Annotated in this window: 1 protein-coding gene; it reads right to left on the bottom strand. The window is 58.1% G+C overall.

The window, feature by feature from the left end; genetic code table 11:
* Positions 1-434 (bottom strand): AMP-binding enzyme (locus tag ABR397_RS23375; RefSeq protein ID WP_350307785.1); only part of this gene is annotated, 434 nt, incomplete at both ends.

Here is a 434-nt window from a genome sequence, read left to right as displayed (position 1 = left end):
TCCAGCATCACAAAGGCACTGGGCAGCATATAGTCGGCCAGATGCTGTGCCAGTTGCCGGCGTAAATCCGCCGGCGCCAGTTCAATGCCGGACTGAGGCCGGAGATAAGCCACCAGACGGGTGTCGCCCGGCATATCTTCGCGGGCGACGACAACGGCTTCTTCTACACCCAGATACTGAACAAGTTGGGTTTCGATTTCCCCTGGCTCAATGCGGAAGCCACGCAGCTTGACCTGAAAATCGTTACGGCCGAGGTATTCGATATTGCCATCGGGCAGCCAGTGGCCAAGGTCGCCGGTTTTATACAGCCGGGCACCTGATACGGTTGAGAACGGATTAGGAATGAAGCGTTCCGCTGTCAACTCTGGGCGGTTAAGGTAGCCGCGGGCCACACCGGCGCCACCGATATAGATCTCACCGATAACGCCGAGAGG

This window comes from Photorhabdus viridis, assembly GCF_040256935.1.
GTDB classification, from domain to species: Bacteria; Pseudomonadota; Gammaproteobacteria; order Enterobacterales; family Enterobacteriaceae; genus Photorhabdus; species Photorhabdus viridis.
The sequence above is the reverse complement of the archived record's forward strand: the minus strand, read 5'-3'. Positions and strand labels throughout refer to the sequence as shown.